At 34.5% G+C, this 16,305-nt stretch carries 15 protein-coding genes, 1 pseudogene and 1 other annotated feature; of the genes and pseudogenes, 13 read left to right on the top strand and 3 right to left on the bottom strand.

Annotated features, from left to right (window positions below):
* Nucleotides 1-16 precede the first annotated feature (16 nt).
* Nucleotides 17-1,174: a 1-deoxy-D-xylulose-5-phosphate reductoisomerase gene (locus DET63_RS04120; RefSeq protein WP_113935940.1), complete on the bottom strand. Its 1,158-nt coding sequence runs from the start codon at nt 1,172-1,174 to the stop codon at nt 17-19.
* 135 nt (nt 1,175-1,309) lie between these two features.
* Nucleotides 1,310-1,517: a binding site (T-box leader), on the top strand.
* Nucleotides 1,518-1,522: 5 nt separating this feature from the next.
* On the opposite strand from DET63_RS04120, the gene DET63_RS04115 reads away from it, so the two are divergent.
* From DET63_RS04115 to DET63_RS04085, 8 genes and pseudogenes are all read left to right on the top strand, one after another.
* Entirely contained in the window at nt 1,523-2,566 is a 1,044-nt protein-coding gene (locus DET63_RS04115; RefSeq protein ID WP_113935939.1) for a tryptophan--tRNA ligase, read from the top strand.
* Between the two features lie 77 nt (nt 2,567-2,643).
* Nucleotides 2,644-2,793 carry a hypothetical protein gene (locus tag DET63_RS30120; protein ID WP_181777889.1) on the top strand — a complete coding sequence of 50 codons (150 nt, stop codon included), beginning with the start codon at nt 2,644-2,646 and terminating at the stop codon, nt 2,791-2,793.
* Nucleotides 2,786-3,544: an ABC transporter ATP-binding protein gene (locus DET63_RS04110; RefSeq protein WP_113935938.1), complete on the top strand. Its 759-nt coding sequence runs from the start codon at nt 2,786-2,788 to the stop codon at nt 3,542-3,544. The genes DET63_RS30120 and DET63_RS04110 overlap by 8 nt, the downstream gene beginning before the upstream one ends.
* Nucleotides 3,541-6,030 (top strand): FtsX-like permease family protein, encoded by a 2,490-nt coding sequence (locus DET63_RS04105; protein ID WP_113935937.1) that lies wholly within the window; start codon nt 3,541-3,543, stop codon nt 6,028-6,030. Before DET63_RS04110 ends, DET63_RS04105 begins: the two co-directional genes overlap by 4 nt.
* Nucleotides 6,031-6,404: 374 nt before the next feature.
* Nucleotides 6,405-6,968 carry a maltose O-acetyltransferase gene (locus DET63_RS04100; protein ID WP_061674342.1) on the top strand — a complete coding sequence of 188 codons (564 nt, stop codon included), beginning with the start codon at nt 6,405-6,407 and terminating at the stop codon, nt 6,966-6,968.
* A 56-nt stretch (nt 6,969-7,024) separates the two neighbouring features.
* Nucleotides 7,025-8,226 (top strand): annotated as a pseudogene (locus tag DET63_RS04095) (MFS transporter).
* Between the two features lie 122 nt (nt 8,227-8,348).
* Nucleotides 8,349-9,389, top strand: a complete 1,041-nt coding sequence (locus tag DET63_RS04090; protein ID WP_113935936.1) for an ROK family transcriptional regulator — start codon at nt 8,349-8,351, stop codon at nt 9,387-9,389.
* A gap of 61 nt (nt 9,390-9,450) precedes the next feature.
* A complete protein-coding gene (locus DET63_RS04085; protein WP_098636524.1) occupies nt 9,451-9,831 on the top strand; it encodes a VOC family protein in 381 nt (126 codons plus the stop codon).
* A 96-nt stretch (nt 9,832-9,927) separates the two neighbouring features.
* Here DET63_RS04085 and DET63_RS04080 read toward each other — a convergent pair whose 3' ends face one another.
* On the bottom strand, nt 9,928-10,377 hold the full coding sequence (locus DET63_RS04080) for an NUDIX hydrolase (RefSeq protein WP_113935935.1): 450 nt from the start codon (nt 10,375-10,377) through the stop codon (nt 9,928-9,930).
* A 17-nt stretch (nt 10,378-10,394) separates the two neighbouring features.
* Nucleotides 10,395-11,234, bottom strand: a complete 840-nt coding sequence (locus DET63_RS04075) for a DUF2785 domain-containing protein (protein WP_113770438.1) — start codon at nt 11,232-11,234, stop codon at nt 10,395-10,397.
* A gap of 123 nt (nt 11,235-11,357) precedes the next feature.
* Between DET63_RS04075 and DET63_RS04070 the strand changes: the two genes are divergently transcribed.
* The 5 genes from DET63_RS04070 to DET63_RS04050 all read left to right on the top strand — a co-directional run bounded on the left by DET63_RS04070 (nt 11,358) and on the right by DET63_RS04050 (nt 15,949).
* Complete coding sequence (locus tag DET63_RS04070) at nt 11,358-12,080, top strand: GNAT family N-acetyltransferase (RefSeq protein WP_002084403.1); 723 nt, start codon at nt 11,358-11,360, stop codon at nt 12,078-12,080.
* A 4-nt stretch (nt 12,081-12,084) separates the two neighbouring features.
* The gene (locus DET63_RS04065; RefSeq protein ID WP_113935934.1) at nt 12,085-12,969 is read left to right on the top strand and encodes a hypothetical protein; all 885 of its coding nucleotides are present in this window, start codon (nt 12,085-12,087) and stop codon (nt 12,967-12,969) included.
* Between the two features lie 90 nt (nt 12,970-13,059).
* Entirely contained in the window at nt 13,060-14,091 is a 1,032-nt protein-coding gene (locus DET63_RS04060; protein WP_113935933.1) for a tyrosine-protein phosphatase, read from the top strand.
* A 188-nt stretch (nt 14,092-14,279) separates the two neighbouring features.
* A complete protein-coding gene (locus DET63_RS04055; RefSeq protein ID WP_113935932.1) occupies nt 14,280-15,194 on the top strand; it encodes a phosphotransferase family protein in 915 nt (304 codons plus the stop codon).
* A 44-nt stretch (nt 15,195-15,238) separates the two neighbouring features.
* Nucleotides 15,239-15,949 carry a YjjG family noncanonical pyrimidine nucleotidase gene (locus DET63_RS04050; protein WP_113935931.1) on the top strand — a complete coding sequence of 237 codons (711 nt, stop codon included), beginning with the start codon at nt 15,239-15,241 and terminating at the stop codon, nt 15,947-15,949.
* The last annotated feature ends 356 nt before the right edge of the window (nt 15,950-16,305 follow it).

Raw genomic sequence — 16,305 nt, 5'->3', positions numbered from 1 at the left:
AACAGATAAAACTGTTTTAGCTCTTTTTCATTAACAATTGATTTGCGTATTGGCGTGCCCATTGATCAGCTTCTAATATAGCATCGAGTGAAGGATCTTTTACGTTATGATGAGCTTCAATTGTATTGTAAATTGTTTTTTCGATATCGAAAAATGCAATTTCATTTTTAAGAAATAGTGCATTTGCAATTTCGTTCGCTGCATTTAATACGGCCGGAGTTGTACCGCCAATTTTTCCACATTCAAATGCATATTGTAGACAGGGGAACTTCTCTAAATTTGGTTTTTCAAAATGCAAACTACCAATTTCTAATAAATTTAATTTTTCATAGGATGAAGGTAGTCGAGTAGGGTAGTGAAACGCATATTGAATCGGCATTCTCATATCAGGAGCACCGAGCTGTGCCATGACTGATCCATCAATAAATTCCACTAAAGAGTGAATGATACTTTCTTTATGAATCATAACATCAATTTTTTCATAAGGAATATCGAATAGCCACTTAGCTTCCATCACTTCAAACCCTTTATTCATTAACGTGGCAGAATCTATCGTTAGTTTTGCGCCCATTAACCAGTTTGGGTGTTTTAAAGCATCCTTCGCTTGTAATATTTTCATTTCTTCACGTGTTTTATCACGAAAAGCGCCGCCAGAAGCTGTAACAATTAATTTTTCGATTTCCTTATTATTTTCCCCATTTAAACATTGGAAAATGGCTGAATGTTCACTATCAACTGGAATTAGGCGGCATCCGTTTTGTTTCGCTAGTTCGGTGACGATATGTCCAGCTGCAACTAAAGTTTCTTTGTTAGCGATAGCGATATCTTTCTTCGCCTTTAATGCTTCAATTGTTGGGAGTAAACCTGAAACACCGACAACTGAACTTAATACAAGATTTGTATCAGGATGGGTAGATACTTCAAGTAAACCATCAGTTCCATATGTAATTTTTGTATTTGTTGAAATACGAGAACGTAATGTGTCCGCTAATTCTTTTGTCGCTACGCTTACAATACGAGGCTGAAAAGATTCGATTTGTTTTTCGAGAAGATCGATATTATAATTTGCGGTTAAACCGACGATTTTAAAATGTTCAGGATGAGCGGAAACGACATCTAATGCAGATGTGCCAATGGATCCTGTTGAACCTAAAATGGATATATATTTTACCATGAAAAAACCTCCAAAGTTGTTTCGAGTATTTCTGCAAACCTATATACTATTAGACAATTAAGGTGGAAATTCCTGCTATATAAAACAGAAAATTAGGGTTTAATTTGAAAGGGAATGTGATAAACTGTAAAAAACGAAAAAGCAATGAAAGAGAAGAGTACATATTCACAACTTTTCAGAGAGCTGATATGTGGTGGAAATCAGTAAGGGATGAATATGGAATGGGCTCTGGAGCTTCTCACTGAAATGAGTAGGTAAAGACGGTTACTTCACGTTATCGAAGTATGAAGTGAGCTAATGATAGCTAATTAAGGTGGTACCGTGGGAGTCTCTCGTCCTTTTTATAGGATGAGGGGTTCTTTTTATTTTTATGTTGAGGAAGGAGGAGTTAGTGTGAGTGAAAAAATAATGTTAACAGGAATTAAGCCGACAGGTTATCCGCATTTAGGAAATTATATTGGTGCAATTAAACCAGCATTACAAATGTCAAAAAATAATGAAGGAAAAGCATTATATTTTATAGCTGACTATCATGCGTTAAATGCTGTGCATGATCCGAGTCAGTTTAGTAGTTATACGAAAGAGGTAGCAGCTACTTGGTTATCACTTGGACTTGGTGAAGAAGTTATTTTTTACAGACAAACAGAAGTGCCGGAGATTTTAGAATTAGCTTGGATATTAGCTTGCCTAACTCCGAAAGGTCTTATGAATCGTGCTCATGCGTATAAAGCGAAGGTGGAGCAAAATAAAGAAGCGGGTTTAGAGGTAGATGCGGGAGTGAATTTGGGGTTATATACGTACCCGATTTTAATGGCAGCTGACATATTACTATTTCAAGCTACTCATGTACCAGTTGGAAAAGACCAAATTCAGCATATTGAAATTGCGCGTGATATTGCGACGTATTTTAATCATACATTTGGCATGACATTTACGCTTCCGGAGTATGTCATACAAGAAGAGGGTGCCATTTTACCTGGCCTTGATGGAAGAAAGATGAGTAAAAGTTACGGAAATGTAATCCCATTATTTGCAGAGCAAGAAAAGCTACGAAAGTTAATATTTAAAATCAAAACCGATTCTTCACTTCCAAATGAACCGAAAGAGCTAGAAACGTTATTTACAATTTATAAAGAATTTGCGACAGAAGATGAAATGCAGTCGATGCGTGAAAAGTATGAGACCGGCATTGGATGGGGCGATGTGAAAAAAGAATTATTCCGTGTTGTTGACCGTGAATTAGCAGGTCCTCGGGAAAAATACGAAATGTATATGAATGAGCCGCATTTATTATATGAAGCGTTAGAGAGAGGTGCTGAGAGGGCACGAGCTATCGCGAAGGTGAATTTAGCGGAAATTAAAAAACGAATTGGATTTGAGAGGGAACGTTAAGCGTTCCCTTGTTTTTTTATAAAAAAATCGAACGAAATTTAAATTTGTTACCAATATAGATTAAGGGAGGGATAGAGATGGATGCAATTCTCGAATTAAAAATGTTGTTATTTCAAATAGGAACAGAAATTGTACCACCTAGTAATTTGAAAGAAAAAATTTTAATTCAGGTTAATTTGGTGGAGGGAATAAAACTTAATAATGTTGAGGTGAATAATGATGAGTGAAGTTGTGTTAGCAGTTCAAGATTTAAGTAAAACATATGAGAGTGTTGATACAAATGTTAGGGCGTTACAAAATGTATCTTTGGAGTTAAATAAAGGAGAACTCCTTGCCATAATGGGGACGAGTGGATCTGGGAAGAGTACATTACTTAACATACTTGGTGCTTTAGACAAGCCTGATGAGGGAGTTGTATATGTAAATGGTGAAGTGCCTAACAATATGTTTGTTGAACCATATGCGACGGAATACAGGCGGGATAACATAGGATTTATTTTTCAGTCATTCCATTTATTAAAGGATTTATCTGTAGAAGAAAATATTGCATTACCCCTCATATTATCAGCTGATTCAGAAGAGGAGATACGAGAAAAAACAAATAAAATATTAGATGTTCTTGGTTTAGTAAATTGGAGAAATCATCGACCAGTTCAGCTTTCTGGGGGACAACAACAACGTGTTGCAATTGGTAGGGCGTTAATAACATCTCCTCCAATTGTTCTTGCAGATGAACCTACTGGAAATTTAGATTTGAATACGTCTAATGATATTTTACGAGTACTAGTCGATATGAAACAAAGATTCAATCAAAGTATGATTCTTGTTACTCATGATCCTCACATTGCTACGTATGCAGATCGGGTTCTCTTCTTTCATGATGGAGAAAATGTTGATGATTATACGTGTACTCATGGAGTAAATGATATGAATATCATTTTAGATAAATTTAAAAAATTACTGGAGAAATCAAAATGATAAAATCAGTACGAGGATTAAGTTTACGCTTTTTTAAGACGAATAAATTCACTGCTATTTCCTCTATAGTTAGCGTTATGTTGGCTGTTTCTCTAATTATTACGATGGTTGTATTTTCGAGTCATGCGAAACAGTCTGTTATAAATGAAGTGAAAAATGTATATGGAGATATGGATTTATCAGTTGGATATAACCCTGATCAAAATAAGTTGATGGATAAATCTTTACTACAAAATATTAAAGCACAAAAAAATATTGAATACATATCAAAAGTATTAGTAAATCATTTGCAAGTGAATAAATTGAATACCGCTATTTATACAGTAGGTGTTCAAAATGATTCGTTATCGAAAAGTCGATATCACTTCTCTAAAAATCTATCAAATGAAGAAGTAACATTAAATCATGGATTAGCAGAAACTCTACAAGTAAACGTTGGGGAAAAGATTGAAATAGAAAATAAATCCTATGTAGTAAAAGAAGTGTTATCTGATATAGAAGCTGGAGGTTCAGCTCCAGATATACTCGTTTTATCGAAAGGTGCGGTGAAACAGCACGTATATGAAAAAACGGGTAAACACAATGAAGCTACTTATGTGTTGATAAAAGCAAAAGCGAATGCGGATGTACTAGCTTTGTCTAATCAAATTCATAAAATAGACAAAGAATTAAGAATCGATATTGCGGAGGAAGACGAGTTTTTAAAAAGTAACTTAGCGTCATTACATATTTTTATAGTTATTTTATCTGTATTAATACTTATTATTACTTCATTATTATTAATGTCTAATTTTGAAGTGTTTTTATATAAATATAAAAGTCAATTTGCGATTATGCGATCAATGGGAGCAACAACGAAACAAATGTTTACAGTTATATTCATTCAATGTAGTGTAATTAATTTCTTTGGTGGAATATTTGGTTTGTTACTAGCTGTAATAAGTAACCGTTTTTTACAAAGTTGGCTAGAGCATTTATTTGCTTTTCAAATTAATTCGATGAGTTTCGACTATAAACTAGCAATTGTAACTGTGATTTGTAGTATCTTTTTTATTGAACTGTTTATATTATATCCGTCATATAGAAGTTCGAAAATATTGCCAGTAAAGCTTATGCGCGAAAATGAAGAATCCGATTTTTCTAATAATAAAACACGCAGTATTATGGGGAAATTCCTTTTAATTAGTAGCATAGTTTTAACTGCTTTAGGTGGATTTGTAGCAAATACTGGAGATACACAGGCGATAGTGATATTAATAGGATCTATATTTCTTGTTTTAGGAGTGTATGTTTTATTTCCTATTTATCTTTCTTGGATATTAAGATTATGTCTACCTATGATGAAAAAAATATTTGGAAGGAATACATTTGTTGCTATTAAAAATGTAATTCCACAAGTGAGAAAAAATACATTTGTTATCTTAATGATAAGTACAATGATGGTGATAGTTGTCTTCGGCTCCACTATATTTAAAACGATGCAAAAAAATAATGAAAGATATTTAAAACGAGAATTTCCAACACATATTGTTGTGGAAAATCGTTTGACTAATGATTCAACCATTACCTTACCTCATATACAAAACATATTTAAAGAAATAAGTAGTGTAAAAGGAGCTAGTACAATTAGTACGAACTCACTGGCAGAATTAAAACAAGGTGAAAAATATATTACTTTTGACTATAATTTAGGTGATTTAAAGGAAATGGAAAAGCAAGGATTACTGTCAGAAGTACCTGCAAATTTGGAGAATAGTATAATTGTTACAAAAGAGTTAGCGGAGCGGTATAAAATTCATGTAGGTGATATCGTTCAATTGGGTCTATTTTCAGAACAGGAACAAAAAGTTAGACCGACTAGTAAGGTAGAAATCGGATTAATTGTTAACGAGCTACCGAATTCTCCTTCAGTACTTATGGATTGGAGTAATGTAACATATAAACAAGATTATACAGTTTTTGAGCGGGCATTTATTAGTTCAAATAACGAGAGAGAGACGTTGGAGCAATTAAAGAAAGTGAAAGGTCAATATCCACAATTAAAAATAAGTAGTTATGCTCAATCGTTAAAACAATCTAATTTAATGTTTAAGCAAAGGTGGTCCATTTTCATCGTTGTTATTGTAGTAATTTTGTTTAGTGTAACATTAGGGGTATGTAATACACTTATAAATAATATTCAATCTAAAAGAAAAGAGTATGCTATTTTACGAGCAATAACAGTTAAGAAAAAAGGGATTGTACAAATTATTTTGACGCAAGTTAATTTATATGTACTTATTGGAATCGTACTAGGGGCTGTTATAGGAGCATTATTAACCTATATGGTAAGTATAATAGATCGTACACCTTTATTTTTTGATTTCAAACTTATCGTAACGGTAATAGCGGGGATGTTCGGAATAGTCCTTATTATTTTTATACCTTTTGCTAATAGAATAGGGAAAAGGGACATTGTAGAAGAGTTAAATAAGGATAATAAATAAAAGAGGTTAACCCAAGTTGCTATTCAGCTACTTTTGGGTCAATCTCTTTTTATTAACAATTGATTTGAATATTGGTGTGCTCATTAATAAATGTATAGTATAGCCCCTAAAGGAGAGGATTTCATATGATGATGAGTCTCAATGGTTTTAATGAAAAACAATGGATCAATCATTATATTAGTTAAATGCCACCAAGTAATATCATTAGGTGAAGTAAGGAGTTCACATTTCCTTTCAAAACTTATTAGTTGCACATATTAAAAAATATGCTAATATAGGGATACTTATTAAATGTGTTTAATAAGTATAATTAAAGTCACTTATTAAAGTTGTTTAATAAGTGTAATTCATTCTATAACGAGGGAGATGCTTGGATGAAAACAGAGAAAGAAAAGATGTTAGCGGGAGAAATGTATATTGCGGATGACGAAGAATTAGTGGCTGATAGGGTGGAGGCAAAACGTTTAACACGCCTTTATAACGAGGCGATGGAGACAGGAGATGAACAACGTTTTACGTTATTAAATCAGCTTTTAGGTTCTTCAGCTGATGGGAAAGCCCAAATTAATCCTGATTTTCGTTGTGATTACGGCTACAATATCCATGTTGGAAAGAGCTTTTTCGCAAATTTTAATTGTGTGATTTTGGACGTTTGTGAAGTGCGAATCGGTGATAATTGTATGTTTGCACCTGGTGTTCACATTTATACTGCTACGCATCCGTTGCATCCGGTAGAGCGGAACTCTGGCAAAGAATATGGAAAGCCGGTAAAGATAGGTAACAATGTTTGGGTTGGCGGGGGCGCTATTATTAACCCTGGTATTTCAATTGGTGATAATGCTGTAATTGCCTCAGGGGCAGTTGTGACAAAAGATGTACCTCATAATGTAGTAGTTGGTGGTAATCCAGCTAAAGTTATTAAAACGATAGACGAATAAAGGGCGTTTTCACTAGTTCGTAAATTATCGTATAGACAATGTGAAAGGTGTTTCATATGGAGAAATATAGTGCGGACAATCATACAAAGACATTACGTGCCTCTCGAAATGCTCTTTTTCTCTTATTTGCTTTGCCAGGTGTCGCGTTTGCTACATGGATTTCAAGAACAGCAGCTACTCGAGATATTTTAGTAGTGTCAAATGCAGAAATGGGCTGGATTTTGTTCGGACTATCTGTCGGTTCAATAATTGGTTTACTAAGTTACTAAGTGCAAGCCGCTTCATTGACTGTAAGGGAGCTAGAGACGTTATTATAGGCAGTATGTTTTTTATGATTGTTGGATTGATTTGTTTAGGTATAAATATTTATTTTGTTTCTAGTATGGGGGTTTTTAGTAGCTTACTAGTATTTGGAGTAGGATACGGATTAGCAGAAGTCGCATTGAATGTAGAAGGTTCTTCCATTGAGCAGAAATTAGGAACAACTCTTCTTCCGAAATTCCATGGCTTTTTTAGTGTAGGAACTTTAGTAGGCGCGCTCAGTGGTTCTGTCGCAGCGTCGCTTCACATTCCGATTCTGTATCAGTTTCTTGCGATTTCGGTCGTGTTTGTATTACTTGTATGTATGGTGTATCGTTTTCTTCCGCATGGAACAGGAAAGACGGAGAAATCGCGGAACAAAAGGAGAGAGAAGCATACGACCTTACGTATGGAAAAAAAGGTGCTTTTAATTGGTCTTTTTGTACTCGGAATGGCATTTGCAGAAGGTAGTGCAAATGATTGGCTACCTATCGTGATGGTAGATGGACACGAGCAAAGTATAGTGGCAGGTTCTATTATGTACACAATTTTTGTATTAGCAATGACGTTAACTCGTATGTGTAGCAGCTATTTCCTTGATCGATTCGGTCGTGTCGCTGTCGTACGTGCCACCATTATGATGGCGATTCTAGGAGTTTCAATCGTAATATTTGGGAGTAATTCGTATTTTCTAGCATTTGGTGTAGTACTGTGGGGGATTGGTGCAGCGCTAGGGTTCCCAATTGGTCTGTCAGCTGCTGGAGATGACCGTGAAAATGCGACTTCTAATGTTGCTGCAGTTTCTATCATTGGTTATACAGCCTTTTTAGTCGGACCGCCATTTTTAGGGATACTTGGGGAAGCATTCGGAATACGTAATGCCTTGCTAGCTGTTTTATTATTTGTTCTTTTGTCAGGAATTGTATCGTCTATTACGAGAGAGAATACATCGGGTTAAATAAGAATGGCATGCAGCGGAAATATATCATCTCTATTGCTTTAGAAAATGATGTATGATATATTGTCAACGCAACTTATTAAAAGAGTTTAATAAGTATGTTGATTAAGGTGGTGAGCGATTTGAGTGAACAATTTGTTACTCAAAAATCGATTAAAGAGACGATCCTTCGCGGCATTCGTACAGCTCTTCTAGAGCAAGGAAGTGCGACGAAAGTTGAGCTTAGTAATACATTAGAAATTAGTTTTCCAACGATAAGTAAATTTATAGAAAATATGAAACAAGACGGTGAAGTCACTTTAGTCGGTTTAGATGATTCAAGTGGCGGAAGAAGAGCGAAACGATATGCGTATAATCCGGAATATATGTTAGGTTTAGCGATATTTTTAGAAAAAAATGAGACAAACTATACAATTTTCAACTGTTTAGGGGAAGTAAAAGAACAAGGAAGTACTTCAAGTGTATTGATGGATACGGGCGTACATTTATTAACAGAACATATAGAAGGTCTTATAGCTACATTTCCGAAAATCAGCTCTATATCAATTGGTGTGCCTGGTTCGGTTGATAATGGTCGTATTTTCTATATTCCTGGTTATGAAAAGTTCCAAAACTTTAATTTAAAAAGTCACTTGGAGGATCTGTTTTCAATACCTGTAGTAATAGAAAACGATATGAATGCAGCAGTGCTTGGTTATTATAAAAGCACTGGAAATAACGACAATTCATCTCTTGTGTATTTGTATTCAGGTCAAAATGGCCCAGGGGCAGGGATTATGATAAATGGAGATGTAGTGAGAGGAAGCACCTTTTTCTCAGGAGAGATATCTTTCGTTCCGCAGTACGATAATAAAAATTTCTTACAAGCTTTAAGAAGTGAAGACGAAGTTAACGATGCAAATAATCCAGAAAAATATAATATAGATGCTATTACTCGTTTAATAGCTACATGTATAGCTATTATTAACCCGCATGCGTTTATCTTCTGTGATGATGAAGTGAATCAATTCGTAATAGAGCAAATTGTAAAAAGTTGTCCGCAGTACATTCCAGAAGAACATATTCCGAAAATAACAGTGAGTAATTGGAAAGAAGATTATTTATTTGGGTTAAAAAGCCTTGGGCTTGATCTTATGATTACTAGAACAAATAAAGAAAATTAAATGTGCTGGCAATGAAGCATCCAATTGTCGGTTGAATAACATAAAAGAAAAGGTGTCGATTATGAAAATTGAACATGTAGCAATTTGGGTGAATGATTTAGAAGGAATGCGTGATTTCTATAAACAGTACTTCGGTGGTGAAGAAAATAGCTTATATCACAATCCGAAAAAGCAGTTTGAATCTTATTTTATAACTTTTGAAGGTGGAGCACGTCTAGAACTTATGAGGCAAGTAGGGATAGACGATAATAGACAAACACAAACAATAGGATATGCGCATATTGCTTTTTCTGTAGGTAGTAAAGAAAAAGTGAATGAATTAACTAATACATTAAGAGAAGCAGGATACCCTGTGTTAAACGGCCCACGTACTACAGGGGATGGTTACTATGAAAGTGTAGTAAGTGATCCTGAAGGAAACCAGATCGAGATAACAATCTAACTATTAAGGTAATAATTAGGATTTACAGTGAAATAAAACAACCTCATTTCTCGTTATAATAACGGGAAATGAGGTTGTTTTAATATGTAATGTTTTTTAATTGGAGTGCTGAAACGCCTTAATAATTCTCTCAATAACAGGAGGGAGATTACTAGGTAATTCATCAAGTGAAAAGAAGCGCAGTTCTTTCGATTCCGTTTGATCGCATACAAGCTCACCGTGGAATTCTCGGCAAATATAAACAGCGAGTACACCGTGTACTTGATCGCCGTTTGGATAGATTTGAAAGAAATCAGGTCCTGAGTATGTACGGAATAGTTCTGGATTTTTAATGATAAGTCCAGTTTCTTCATATACTTCTCGTTGTAAAGCGTCTTCTAACGTTTCGTTATATTCTAAGGCGCCACCAATAATGCCCCAGCGATTAAAATCTGTACGGAGCTGCAGTAATATTTCATTTTTCTCATTTAATATAATGGCGTGTGATCCGATTAAAATGAGTGGATGATTTCCTACTAGATTTCTCATGTCTTCAATATAGCCCATATGTCTTCTCCTTATATTTAATAATAATTAGGCAGTTCTTTTAACATTTTTTCTGTTTTACGTGCTGTAAATGCTAAGTTATGATCATCTTTTGTTCTAAAAAATAATGTGCGTAAAAAGATTTTAATGTTTGCGCATAAAATACAATACTCATTAAGGGAAAGGCGTTTTCTAATTTGAGGCAGCCTTTTTATTTTTTTATAAATAATTGAAATTAACTCATCTTGCGGGAAGTCATGATATAGCATAGATAGTAACGGTGTAACAATTCGTTCATCTTCATTATTATGAAAAAGATCCGATGGGATGAAAATTTTATTTAATAAACAATGAATTAATTCCTCGTACCATTCAAAGGTCGTATAGGAATTGTGAACAATTTCAGAAAAGGCATCAGATACGTGGGCAAGACAATGAGCCCATCCTTTATTTTCAATATAGCCTCGAAAATCCATTTCTAAGTTTGTGTATGTAATGAGTTTGTTTTTTATTTCTTCGATATCCTCCTCTGTAAAAAAGTAGTGCGAGTTAGCGAATTGGAGTATTAATGCAATTAACGAAACAGTATAAGAACGTGTGAAAACCCCATCTGTAAGTGGGGAGTGAATGTCACAATATAAATACTCATCACTTAAACAAGTTTGTAGAAGTAATTTCAGTTGATCGTCCATAAGGAATTCATGATGAATGAAATGTGCAAAACATTTATATATAAGTTGGTAACGAACGTAACTATCAGTTGTTCCGATATACTGAAGCATATTGAGCGTTAACTCATTAATATCTATATGTTGCAGTTGCGTATAGTCATTTTGTTGTATAAGCTCTAACTGTTGTTGCAGCGCTGTAATATCCAATGGAGAACCTCCTCCGCACTTTAAAGATGCAATGTTTTCTAGTATTCTATATATTCAAGGACAATCCTGCTCATGCAAGGAGAACAAGTAGAAATTCGAGTATGACATAGATGAGGGAAGTATATGATGACTATAGAACAGTTAGAAAAACATTTTAAAATAAGAAAAAATGCTTCTTCTATAATAATAAAAGAAAATGATGCAGAGGTTTTTACAGAAGAGCAATTAGAAGAGATAATGCAATATTGCGTTGCTGAAGCTGAAAAAGATGGAATAGAAGAATTGCAATTTGAGATTTCTTCAAAAAGCCCAAATTATGATGTGTATAAGAAATGTTTCGAAACGTATTCATTTGAATATATTACTGAAAACATGATTGTATTTAAGGATATATATGAAGTAGAAGATATAGAAAGTGAAATTGATTTTAAGCTTATTGAAGAGATAGGCGAAGCCGCTTTTTATTCACTGTGGAATGAAGTGACGGGAGAACAAATCGATTATGATCAATTTGTAAATACGATGCTACAAGAAATAGGTGGGCAATGGAAAGAACATTGTTTAACAGCAAGTATCGATGAAGAGCCAATAGGAATTGTAATCCCGCATATTGAAAGAGGTACGTTAGAAGAAGGAAAACTTATGTATTTCGCAGTCGCTCCAAATATGCGAAATAAAGGGTATGAAGCAGCATTCTTTACAGGGGCAATGTTTGTCTTGAAAGAAATAGGTGCATCTTATTATATTGGCGAGACAAATGTACAAAACGAGTGGATGAAGGATGTTTTTGAAAAGAACGGATGTCAGCAGCTGAGCTCTACTGAGCGATATGTGAGAAGGTTTTAGAAGGATGGATGGCTTACTCTCTCGAACTCATTTAGTGGGAGGGTTATATATGCTGGAAAAACAATTTCATTCTTTTGTTTTACTGTATCCAGAAATCTTGTTAGAAGGTTGGAACATCGAAAAAGTTTCAGAGCGTTATGAGGGTGAAAAGTGGGAAACATTTTGGTTTCAAGTTGTTACGCCAACTAGTATGTTTCGGGTAAAAGAGTTTTTCCTCGATATAATGGAGCCGGTATTTCCAGATAGTTGTATTTCTCAAGCAAAAGGATCTTGTTTTCAATATAAAGGGCTTGTGTATTGGAAAGGTGTAAATTATAAGGGAAAAGAAAGTTACGTTACATCTAAATGGAAAACGCAAATTGAAATTTCTATTGATCGTGGAAATGTAAACCAAGATGAAATGGAAAGATTTCTATTTGGGTTACAACCTGTAAATATGGAGTTTGCGAAAACGATATTACATACACCATTTCATTTATTAAGCTTTCAAGCAAAAAGAGGTGGAATTGGTGAAATAGGAAGATGTCGAGAGTGGAATTTTCCACATGACGCATCATATTCGAAATTGCCAATTCATGAAAAGTTAAGTTGGAAGCTCGAATCGATCGGATTAGGAAATGACGAAACGCAGTATGTATACTGGGATGAAAATAGTAAACTATATGCACTTTGGGTTTGTAGGCATAAAAACAAAGCGTACTATCCTGTTTCTTCATGGAAAACGAATTATAGCGTTAAAAAGATGATAAACGGGTTAGAGGTTTATTCGCACCCAGATCGTGGAACAGTTGTATATGAAGATTTAGGTGATGAGCAAATCGCATATGTATTTCGCGGGAATCCATGTACAAATTTTGAACAAGTAAAAGAACTTTTTGCATGTTTGTAAGATAAAAAGAAAAATCGAAACGACAAAGTAAGCTTTCCTATAATACAATAGAGAAGGATTAGACTATACGAAGAAAGCGTTGGTGAAAGTATGAAGCAACAAAGAAATTGGCTACAAGCAACTGTAGAACGAAATGAAGATAATACGTTACATATAAAGTGGGAAAATAATATAGAAGAAGTTCGTATTTACTGGAGTACTTCACCAGATCATATTGAAGAAAATGGAGGATTACTTGCAACAGTAAATGGAGAATCATCATGTACAATTGAAAACCCTAGTGAAAATGAGCGTCCATATTTTAGACTAGTAGGAAGTAATGGACAAGCAGTGACAGTAGCTGAGCGTAGATTGCCATTACAAGGTGCGTTTAACTTCCGTGATATGGGAGGATATGAAACGACTGAAGGCCGTAAAGTAAAATGGGGTAAATTGTATCGTTCTGAAGAATTAGCAGGATTAACAGAATGGGATATCGAGTATTTACAGAAGTCTAGCTTAAAATTAATTTGTGACTACCGTACAGACTTTGAAGTGAAGCATAAGCCGAATCCAGAGATTACAGGTGCTCGTCAAGTGTGTTTACCAGTTATGCAAGATTTAGCGAAAGACTTAAACATAAATGAATTTTTCCAAGTTGGTGACCTTTCTATGTTAGGGAAGCCAGGTGAGTATCTTGTGAAAATGAATCAAGATTTCGTAAGTGGTAATGAAGCATTCGTGAGTTTCTTAAACTTAGCGCAAAATCCAGAAAACTTACCATTAGTAAACCACTGTACAGCTGGAAAAGACCGTACAGGATTTGGATCGGCATTATTATTACTTTTACTAGGTGTACCAGAAAAAACAGTAATGGAAGATTACTTACTAAGTAACGGCTTCCGTGAAAAGTTAAATGAAAAAATGATGGCCTTTTTAGGTGCAAAATTACAAAACGATGAAAGTAGAGCGATATTAGGTGCGATGTTTGAAGCACGCGCTGAATATTTACAAGCTGCGATTGATGAAGTGAAAAAGCAATACGGTTCAGTTGAAGCGTATGCTGAAAAAGCACTTGGCTTTACGAAAGAATCGCTAGAAGAAATGAAAGTGTTATTGCTAGAAGATAAAGTGAAACTTTAATCAGTGGGGGGGTTCATCCCCACTGATTATTAGCCTTCACCAATCAGGCGTTAATGCGGGATAAATAATGAGGAGGGAGGCTAATTGGATTAGCCTCCTTTTATTATTGTTGCTATAATTTTGTTTATGAGGATTGTTGTGCACCGGGGAGAAAATGGATGAAAAAAACTTAAGAATCGGGGGATAAAATGATTCATACACGTGTAAAAGCAGAGGGGTTAAGAGGAAAGCTAGCAACAATACTAAGTCAAGATTATAAGGAACTAGCTGTTCAGGATTTAAAGGTGATTGGAACGGGAGTGCAAAATATTGTTTTTCGCGGAGATTCAGAAAAGGGAGCTTTAGCTTTTCGAGTGCCGTGGGAAAGAGAAGTAGAAAATATAAATGAAGATTTATTTAATAGTCGGATTTCATTGCAAAAGGAAACAGAGCTTTCTAAGTTTTGTTATTCAAAAGGTATTCCAGTGCCAAAGATACATGGATTGCATCTTTCTGCCGAACTTGATTTTTTAATATCGGATTATGTATCTACTGATCATATGCCAATTTCTGCATGTAAAATAGGGAAGTTAGTTAGTGAGCTTCATAGTATACCAATCGATGGTTTACAATATGAGCAGAACATTAGAGAGCCGATTAGTAAGTATATAGCGGAACGCATTGTGAAACGGATAGAAGGTTTTAATACAATTACGAACTGTGGAATTAAACTTCCAGAGACAAAAACAATTGAACATATTCTTAGTACAGCTGATCATATAAAGAGTTTATTGCATATGGACATTCGACCAGCCAATTTAATTGGATATAATGGAGAAATTAAAGCGATAGTGGATTGGGATAACGCTCTAATTGGTCATCCATTATTGGAGCTTATGAGAATAGCTGAAACGAATGAGGTGAATTGGGAAGAATTTGAAGAGGGATATAAGAATGATAGTATCTTTAACGATACCCCGCATATTGTTAGTTTATTTTATAGGTTAGATACTGCGGTCATGCTTGCAAACTTATTTATAGCACATTTGAAAATAGAAGATAAAGGTGTATTCTATAAAGAGCGAGTCAAAGCGCTTTATAATGAAATATATAAAAGCTTATAATTAAGCTATAAGAAGTGTTTAATATAGGAATTGAGGCGAACATCATGAAATACAAAGTAATACTATTCGACGTAGACGATACATTATTAGATTTCCCTGAAACAGAAAGAAACGCATTACATAACGCGTTTGTACAATTTGGCATGCCTACAGGGTATAATGATTATCTTGCAAGTTATAAAGAGATTAGTAATGGATTATGGAGAGATTTAGAGAATAAAATGATAACGCTAAGTGAATTAGCGGTAGATCGATTTAGACAATTATTTGCTCTTCATACTCTAGAAGTAGATGCGCAGCATTTTAGTGACGTATACCTTGAAAACTTAGGGGAAGAAGTACATCTTATAGAAGGTGCAGTGCAATTATGTGAGAATCTTCAAGATTGCAAGTTAGGTATCATTACGAATGGATATACAAAAGTGCAACAATCTAGAATTGGAAATTCGCCTTTATGTAACTTCTTTGATCATATTATTATTTCTGAAGAAGTCGGCCATCAAAAACCAGCGCGTGAGATTTTTGATTATGCGTTTGACAAGCTTGGGATTACTGATAAATCAAGTGTACTAATGGTTGGAGACTCGCTAACTTCTGATATGAAAGGTGGAGAAGATTACGGTATTGATACGTGTTGGTATAATCCGAGTCTGAAAGAAAACAAGACAAGTGTTAAGCCGACCTATGAAGTGGAGAACCTGCTACAAATTTTAGAAATTGCGGAAGTGGCGGAAGAAAAGGTAGTCTCATTTTAATCTTGTTAAGATTTGTCGAATAGTTGATATATTGTAAGTTACGGTAGATGTATTTGAAAATCGTGCATATAATTTCATATACTAAGATATGAGACAAAAAAGATGGCACCAAGTCAAAATAATTTTACTGAAAGAAAACAGAAATAAAATTAGAACCATTTAAACAAGCTGGAATTGAAATTGAGGATTAATGTGGAGAAGGTTTTGGAAAACAGAAATAACACTAAATAATATATTTAGCTGTTTGTAATTGGTCATTACAAACAGCTAAAAAAACGATTGCCTCTTAGGATCCAAGCAATCGTTTTTTTATTTTTTTGGGAGATGAAATTTGTATTTTTATACCCTATCTCCAT

This window comes from Bacillus sp. DB-2 (assembly GCF_003315125.1).
Taxonomy (GTDB): Bacteria; Bacillota; Bacilli; order Bacillales; family Bacillaceae_G; genus Bacillus_A; species Bacillus_A mycoides.
This window is presented reverse-complemented; position numbering and strand designations above follow the sequence as displayed.

Coding starts and splice junctions, on each gene's coding strand:
- DET63_RS04120 (WP_113935940.1), bottom strand. CDS start 1,174: ATGGTAAAATATATATCCATTTTAGGTTCAACAGGATCCATTGGCACA.
- DET63_RS04115 (WP_113935939.1), top strand. CDS start 1,523: ATGAGGGGTTCTTTTTATTTTTATGTTGAGGAAGGAGGAGTTAGTGTG.
- DET63_RS30120 (WP_181777889.1), top strand. CDS start 2,644: ATGGATGCAATTCTCGAATTAAAAATGTTGTTATTTCAAATAGGAACA.
- DET63_RS04110 (WP_113935938.1), top strand. CDS start 2,786: ATGAGTGAAGTTGTGTTAGCAGTTCAAGATTTAAGTAAAACATATGAG.
- DET63_RS04105 (WP_113935937.1), top strand. CDS start 3,541: ATGATAAAATCAGTACGAGGATTAAGTTTACGCTTTTTTAAGACGAAT.
- DET63_RS04100 (WP_061674342.1), top strand. CDS start 6,405: ATGAAAACAGAGAAAGAAAAGATGTTAGCGGGAGAAATGTATATTGCG.
- DET63_RS04085 (WP_098636524.1), top strand. CDS start 9,451: ATGAAAATTGAACATGTAGCAATTTGGGTGAATGATTTAGAAGGAATG.
- DET63_RS04080 (WP_113935935.1), bottom strand. CDS start 10,377: ATGGGCTATATTGAAGACATGAGAAATCTAGTAGGAAATCATCCACTC.
- DET63_RS04070 (WP_002084403.1), top strand. CDS start 11,358: ATGATGACTATAGAACAGTTAGAAAAACATTTTAAAATAAGAAAAAAT.
- DET63_RS04065 (WP_113935934.1), top strand. CDS start 12,085: ATGGATGGCTTACTCTCTCGAACTCATTTAGTGGGAGGGTTATATATG.
- DET63_RS04060 (WP_113935933.1), top strand. CDS start 13,060: ATGAAGCAACAAAGAAATTGGCTACAAGCAACTGTAGAACGAAATGAA.
- DET63_RS04055 (WP_113935932.1), top strand. CDS start 14,280: ATGATTCATACACGTGTAAAAGCAGAGGGGTTAAGAGGAAAGCTAGCA.
- DET63_RS04050 (WP_113935931.1), top strand. CDS start 15,239: ATGAAATACAAAGTAATACTATTCGACGTAGACGATACATTATTAGAT.